Source organism: Streptomyces sp. NPDC059874, from assembly GCF_042731135.1.
Classification (GTDB): Bacteria; Actinomycetota; Actinomycetes; order Streptomycetales; family Streptomycetaceae; genus Streptomyces.
Window position 1 is genome coordinate 21,480 of record NZ_JBHWJY010000102.1, and the last position, 6,243, is coordinate 27,722.

Annotated in this window: 7 protein-coding genes; 4 read left to right on the plus strand and 3 right to left on the minus strand. The window is 73.7% G+C overall.

From position 1 onward, the window contains the following. Positions 1–9 precede the first annotated feature (9 nt). The gene (locus ACFV9H_RS36625) at positions 10–984 is read left to right on the plus strand and encodes a DMT family transporter (protein WP_385407275.1); all 975 of its coding nucleotides are present in this window, start codon (positions 10–12) and stop codon (positions 982–984) included. Between the two features lie 52 nt (positions 985–1,036). Continuing rightward, positions 1,037–1,285 carry a hypothetical protein gene (locus ACFV9H_RS36630; protein ID WP_385407278.1) on the plus strand — a complete coding sequence of 83 codons (249 nt, stop codon included), beginning with the start codon at positions 1,037–1,039 and terminating at the stop codon, positions 1,283–1,285. A gap of 94 nt (positions 1,286–1,379) precedes the next feature. Here the strand turns inward: ACFV9H_RS36630 and ACFV9H_RS36635 are convergent, their stop codons facing one another. Then, a complete protein-coding gene (locus ACFV9H_RS36635; RefSeq protein ID WP_385407280.1) occupies positions 1,380–2,717 on the minus strand; it encodes an aminotransferase class I/II-fold pyridoxal phosphate-dependent enzyme in 1,338 nt (445 codons plus the stop codon). Between the two features lie 37 nt (positions 2,718–2,754). On the opposite strand from ACFV9H_RS36635, the gene ACFV9H_RS36640 reads away from it, so the two are divergent. Beyond that, positions 2,755–3,429 carry a pyridoxamine 5'-phosphate oxidase family protein gene (locus ACFV9H_RS36640; RefSeq protein ID WP_385407283.1) on the plus strand — a complete coding sequence of 225 codons (675 nt, stop codon included), beginning with the start codon at positions 2,755–2,757 and terminating at the stop codon, positions 3,427–3,429. On the opposite strand, the gene ACFV9H_RS36645 is transcribed toward ACFV9H_RS36640, so the two are convergent. Then, positions 3,411–4,394 carry a DMT family transporter gene (locus tag ACFV9H_RS36645; protein ID WP_385407285.1) on the minus strand — a complete coding sequence of 328 codons (984 nt, stop codon included), beginning with the start codon at positions 4,392–4,394 and terminating at the stop codon, positions 3,411–3,413. The two genes, ACFV9H_RS36640 and ACFV9H_RS36645, sit on opposite strands and share 19 nt — an antisense overlap. Positions 4,395–4,554: 160 nt before the next feature. Continuing rightward, positions 4,555–5,514 carry a DMT family transporter gene (locus ACFV9H_RS36650; RefSeq protein WP_385407287.1) on the minus strand — a complete coding sequence of 320 codons (960 nt, stop codon included), beginning with the start codon at positions 5,512–5,514 and terminating at the stop codon, positions 4,555–4,557. Between the two features lie 183 nt (positions 5,515–5,697). On the opposite strand from ACFV9H_RS36650, the gene ACFV9H_RS36655 reads away from it, so the two are divergent. Next, complete coding sequence (locus tag ACFV9H_RS36655; protein WP_385407290.1) at positions 5,698–6,126, plus strand: SRPBCC family protein; 429 nt, start codon at positions 5,698–5,700, stop codon at positions 6,124–6,126. Positions 6,127–6,243 lie beyond the last annotated feature (117 nt).

Here is a 6,243-nt window from a genome sequence, read left to right on the forward strand (position 1 = left end):
GTAAAGGTCATGAGCGCACCCACAGCCCCGCGGCCCACCCTCTCGACCGCCTCCGCCACCACTGCCATTGCCGCCACCGCCGCCGTCCGCCGGGTCCGCCTCCTGGACTGGCGGGTCCGCTTCGCGATCCTGTCGGTCGTCTGGGGTTTCAGCTTCCTCCTGATCAAGGTGGGTACGGAGGCCTACGCGCCCTTCCAGGTGGCGCTGGGCCGGGTCCTGTTCGGCGCGCTCGCCCTCCTCACCGTCCTGCTGGTACGCCGCGAGCCGCTCCCCCGAGGCCGGCGCACCTGGGGTCACCTCGCCGTGGCGGCGCTCCTGCTCAACACCGCCCCCTTCTCGCTCTTCGCGTACGCGGAGCTGAGCATCCCGTCCGGCCTCGCCGGCATCTGCAACGCCACATCGCCGCTGTGGGGCATGGCGCTCTCCCTGGTCGCGCTGTCCGAGGACCGCCCCACGCGCCGTCGCTTCGCCGGCCTGGGACTGGGCTTCCTCGGCGTCCTCACGGTCCTCGGCGCCTGGCAGGGCTTCTCCGGGGTCGATGCCAAGGGCACCGCGTTCGCCCTGCTGGCCTCGCTCTGCTACCCCATCGGCTGGATCTACGTCCGCCGCACCCTGGCCGGCACCCCGGGCTCACCGGTGGCCCTGACCGGCGGCCAGCTCATCCTCTCCACCCTCCAGCTCGCCCTGGTCAGCGCCCTGTTCACGACGGCCCCGACCTCGTTCCCGCTCTGGCCGACCCTGTCGGTGATCGCCCTGGGCGCCCTCGGCACGGGCATGGCCCTGCAGATGCAGTACGGCCTGGTGACGGAGGTCGGCCCGACCACCGCGCAGATGGTCACGTACTTCATCCCGGTCGTGGCCACCACGGCGGGCGTCCTGGTCCTCGGCGAACAGCTCCACTGGAACACCCCCGTGGGCGCCGCGATCATCCTGGCAGGCGCCGCCCTCACCCAAACCCGCCCCGGCCCCCGCCGACCCGCCTGACCCTTGATACCGTCCGGGCGATCATCACACTGCCTGGGGGTATCTCTTGAGCTTGGCCACAGCCCTTCTGACCGCCGGACCCATCGCCCTCGTCGGCGGCAGCTGGGTCGCACTGAATATCCGCGGATCGGCGGCGTGGCTGGCCCGCTGGGCGGAGGACAACGCGGAACTGCGCAGGCACTCCCAGGGGGATCTGGGCCCGGCGACGCGGGTCGCCACGGCCGGGTTCTACCGCTTCCTCGCCACCTTCATGGCCCTGGGCGGAGTCATCTTCAGCCTGGTCGGCCTCGTCGAACTCTGATCCGTGGCCGCGGGCCCGGCCCGATTGAGGGCCGGGTTGCCGCGCGGCGCGGTGTCTGGGGCAGAGCCCCAGGAGGCCGGGCGGCGGACTCCGGTCAGACGGAGCGACCAGCGGAAGCCGGGCGGACCGCGGCCGCCACCGCATCGGCCAGCGCCGGGACCTCGGACACCGCCAGCGTCGAGACCGTCAGTCGGACGCCCGGCCCGGACTCCACACGGTGCCGGGCCCCGCCCGACACCGCCCAGCCCGCCGCCTGCAGCCCCGCCACCACCGCCGTCTCGCCGGTCGCGGCCACCGGCACCCACACGTTCAGCCCGCTCCGCCCGTGCGCCCGCACCCCCCGCTCCCGCAGCGCCGCGACCAACGCGTCCCGCCGTGCGTCGTAGGCGCGGGCCACCGCCGCGTGGTCCACGGCGTGCGAGGTCCACAGGTCCACCACCGCGTACTGGAGCAGCCGGCTCACCCACCCCGGCCCCAGCCGCTGCCGGCCCCGCACCCGGTCCAGCGTCACCGCGTCCCCCGTGAGCACCGCCAGCCGCAGGTCCGGCCCGTACGCCTTCGCCGTGGAGCGCACCAGCGCCCAGTGCCGGGTCACCCCGCCCAGCGACCGCAACGGCAGGTCGACGATCCCGTGGCCGTGGTCGTCGTCGATCACCACCACCTCCGGGTACCCGGCCAGCAGCGCCCGCAACTCCCCGGCCCGCTGCGCGCTCACCACCGCCCCGGTCGGGTTCTGCGCCCGCGCGGTGACCACCAGCGCCCGCGCCCCGGCGGCCAGCGCCCGTGCCACCGCGTCCACCTCAGGACCGTCGTCGTCCACGGCCACCGGCAGCACCCGCAGCCCGAGCGCCGCGACCAGGTCCAGGGCAGCCGCCCAGCCCGGATCCTCCACCGCCACCGCGTCCCCCGGCCGCAGGTGCGCGGCCAGCACCCGTTCGATCCCGTCCAGCGCGCCCGAGGTCACGGCCACGGGCCCGGCCGGAACCCCGTCCGCGTCGAGGTCCGCCCGGGCCAGGCGCGCGAGTTCCGGTACGACCGGGTCCTCGCCGTAGAGGGTCGGCGCCTGCGCGTACCGCCGCGCCGCGGCGGCCAGGGCCCCGTCCAGCGCCGGAAGCAGTGACACGTCCGGATTGCCCGTGGTGAGGTCCCGTACGCCCGCCGGCAGCGCCATCGGCAGCACGTCCCGGGGCGCGCTCGACGGACGGGCCCGCACCCGACTGCCGCGCCGCCCGTCGGTCTCGATGACCCCACGCTCGCGCAGCGTCCGGTACGCGGCCGCGACGGTGTTGGGGTTCACGCCCAGCTCACCGGCCAACTCCCGCATCGGCGGCAACAACGCTCCCGGCGCGAGCGCGCCCGAGCCGACGCCCGCTTCGACACTGGCCGCGATATCCGATGCGCGGCGCCCTTCGATCCGATAATCTCCTAGCACAAACCCAAGTATGCACTAATACAATGGAGCGCGCACGATGACCACGATCCCCGCGACAGAGACGGCGTACGAGTCCACCGCCCGCACCGTCCCGACCCGCTCCCGGGACCGGGCGCGCTACGACCGCGAGACGGTGCACTCGATACTCGACCAGGCCTACATCTGCCACCTCGGCTTCGTCCGCGACGGCGCCCCCGTGGTGCTGCCCACCCTCTTCGCCCGCGTCGGCGAGGCGCTCTACATCCACGGCTCCACCGGATCGCGCCCGCTGCTCGCGGCCGGCAAGGCCGACCCGGGCCTGGCCGTCTGCGTGACCGTGACCCACGTCGACGGCCTGGTGCTGGCCCGCTCGGCCTTCCACCACTCGCTCAACTACCGATCGGTGGTGGTTCACGGCACCGCGTACCAGGTCACCGACGAGGCGGAGTGTCGCCTCGCCCTCGACGCGCTCGTCGACCACGTGGTACCGGGCCGCTCCGCCGACTCCCGGCCCGCCAACGCCAAGGAGCTCGCGGCCACCGCGGTGATCCGACTGGACCTGACCGAGGTGTCCGCGAAGCTCCGTACCGGCGGCCCCAACGACGACGCCGAGGACCTGGACCTGCCCTACTGGTCGGGCGTGGTCCCCGTCGCACCGGCGTACGGAGTCCCCGTGCCCGCCGCGGACCTGACCCCCGGCATCGCCGTCCCGGACTACGTCACCGCACTCTGAGGACGCTCCCGCACGACGGCGGGCCCGGCCGACTTCGGCCCGGGTCCGCCCGCCGGACGGCGGGCTTCGGTCACGAGCAGCGCCCCCACCGCCGTCAGCAGCAGTACGGTTCCCAGCACCACCGCGACGGTCAGCCGCTCCCCCAGCACCAGGACGGCGATCGCCGCCGCGCTCACCGGCTCGATCAGCATGATCACGGACACGGTCGCGGCCCGCACGGCGGCGGCCCCGGTGAAGTAGAGCGCGTACGCGAGCGCGGTCGGCACGATGGCGACGTACGCCAGCAGCCACAGCACCCGCCCGAGCTCGGCACTGTGCGGCAGCAGCCCCTCCGCCCACGCGAGCGGCAGCAGGCTGACCGCGCCGACCGCCACCGACCAGGCAGTGGTCACGAGGGGGTCCCCGCCCACCCCGCGCTGCCCCAGCCGGCGGGCGCGCAGGGTCATGGCCGCGTACCCGGCGGCCGACAGCAGCGCCCAGCCGACACCGAGGGGCCGCACTTCCCCGCCCCCGCTGCCCAGCACCAGGACGGCCAGCCCGGCCAGCGCCCCGCAGACCGCGACCAGGCCCCCGCGGCCGAGGCGCTCGCCCGTCCAGTACCGGGCCCCGAGCGCGATGAGCACGGGGCCGGCCCCGAGAGTGACGACGGTGCCGACCGCGAGGCCGGTCTCGCGCACGGCGGCGAAGTAGGCGGCCTGGAAGAGGGTGAACAGCAGCCCGGTCCCGATCAGCGAGGCCTTGGACGGCCGCGCCCGCCCCTCGCCGGCGCGGCGGCGACCGCGTACGGCGAGCACCCCCAGCAGCACCACGAGCCCGCCCGCGCACCGCCAGAAGGACAGGGCGAGCGGGCCGAGGTCGCTGGCCAGGAAGAGGAGTGAGGCGGCCGCTCCGGCGGTGCCCCAGGCGGCTCCGGCGACGACGAGGTACAGCAGACTGCGCCCGACAGCGGGCGAATGATTCGACACGAGAAGTCTCCGCGCATGCGTGAAGGATGAGAGAAGCAGGTCATCGCTTCGCGGGCAGCGCGCATCGGCCCGGGAACTCCCAGGGCACGTGGTTTGTGGAGGTGCCGCCCGCGCCTAGGCGGCGGGAGGCGGAAGCACGGTCGAATGCATGATCGCCACCCTAGGCCCTGGTGGTCTCGCGGTCCAGGACCATCGCATCGGCCGGCACCTCCGGCGGCGCCGGCCGGGAGGACTGCGCGATGAACGCGCCGCCCAGCACCAGCCCGCCGCCGACGATCTGCCAGGTCGAGAGGTGCTCGCCGAGCAGGATCCACGCCAACACGGTGGCGACCACGGCCTCCAGGAAGGCCACGACGCCCGCGATCTGCGGCGAAAGCCTGCGTACGGAGACGACGCCGGTCAGGTACGCGAAGACGGTCGCGATCAGCACCACCCAGCCGAGGAGCACCGCGGCCGGCAGCATCGTGTCGCCCATGGCGGCCTCTCCGCCCAGCACCTGCCAGTCGATCTCCCACGGCCGGGCGATCACGGTCATGACGAGGGCGCCGACGAGCAAGCCGTACGCGGTCACGCCGAGCGGATCCGGAGCGTCGTCCTCGTCGGCGCCCTGGTCGGCGAACACGAAGTAGCTCGCCTGGCACACGGCCGCACAGAGGCCGAAGATCACGCCGAGCAGGTCCAGCCGCACCCCGGCCCAGATCTCGACCACGCAGGCCAGCCCCACGACGGCCACGGCCGCGCCGGCGGCGGCGCCGCGCGTCACGGGCTTGCGCTGGACGAAGCGGATGTAACCGAGCAGCAGCGCCGGCCCCAGGTACTCCAGGAGCAGGGCCACGCCGACGGGAATCCGGGACAGGGAGGCGAAGTAGAAGGCCTGCACACCGGCGACGGCGACCAGCCCGAAGCCCGCGAGCAGCGCGGGCTTGCGCAGCACGAGGTCACGGTGACGCCAGGCCAACGGGGACAGCACGAGCGCCGCCCCGGCCACCCTGAGCCAGACCATGTGGAGGGGGTCCAGACCCGCCTCGATCAGCGGCTTCGCCGCCACCCCGGAACCACCGAACGCAACCGCCGAGACGAGGGCGAGGCCCAGTCCGGCGTTCTTCCCTGACGCTTGCATCGGGCCATCATGACAGGGCCCGTCAGGAGCGTCACCGGCATGACACCTGTTGAGACGGAGACGACACCCCGACCCTCACCCCGCCCGCCACCCTCACCAATATCTGACAGGTCGTCAGTATTGAATGTTCCGCCCGCCGGGGCTACGTTCCGCCGCACGTATCCGACGAGAAGGGGTGGTCGCATGGCCGAAGTCACCGCGGAATCACGCATCGAGGCGTCCGCCGCGAAGCTCTGGTCCCAGCTCACCGACTGGGACGCGTACGGCCAGTGGAGCATGACCCACACGAACTTCCCGAAGGGCGGACCCGAGACCCTCGCGGTCGGCTCCACCTTCGCCGAGAACATGAAGATGATGGGCTTCCCGGCCGAAGTCGTCTGGACCGTCTCCGAGCTGGAGGACGAGCGCGTCTTCGCCATCACCGGCAAGGGGCCGATGGGCGTGGCCGTGCTCACCCGCTACACGCTGACCCCGGACGGCGGGGCCACCACCGTCCGCATCGACGGAGAGTTCACGGGGGCCGCGGTCTCCCTGATGGCGGGCAAGCTCAAGGACTCGGCCACCGCCGCGCTGAACGAATCCCTGCGCAAGCTGGCCGGCCTGGTCGCCTGAGCACCCCTGGGACACACCCCCTACGCACGACGGCGCGCCCCGCGAGAAGACACCCGGGGGGCGCCCCGGGGGGCCGGGGGCCCGGGGGCCCACCGGACACAGTGCTCGTCGGGCCGG

What these genes read in the sequence shown, in the direction of transcription:
- ACFV9H_RS36650 (WP_385407287.1), bottom strand. Translation starts at nt 5,514, where the DNA reads ATGCAAGCGTCAGGGAAGAACGCCGGACTGGGCCTCGCCCTCGTCTCG.
- ACFV9H_RS36625 (WP_385407275.1), top strand. Translation starts at nt 10, where the DNA reads ATGAGCGCACCCACAGCCCCGCGGCCCACCCTCTCGACCGCCTCCGCC.
- ACFV9H_RS36655 (WP_385407290.1), top strand. Translation starts at nt 5,698, where the DNA reads ATGGCCGAAGTCACCGCGGAATCACGCATCGAGGCGTCCGCCGCGAAG.
- ACFV9H_RS36640 (WP_385407283.1), top strand. Translation starts at nt 2,755, where the DNA reads ATGACCACGATCCCCGCGACAGAGACGGCGTACGAGTCCACCGCCCGC.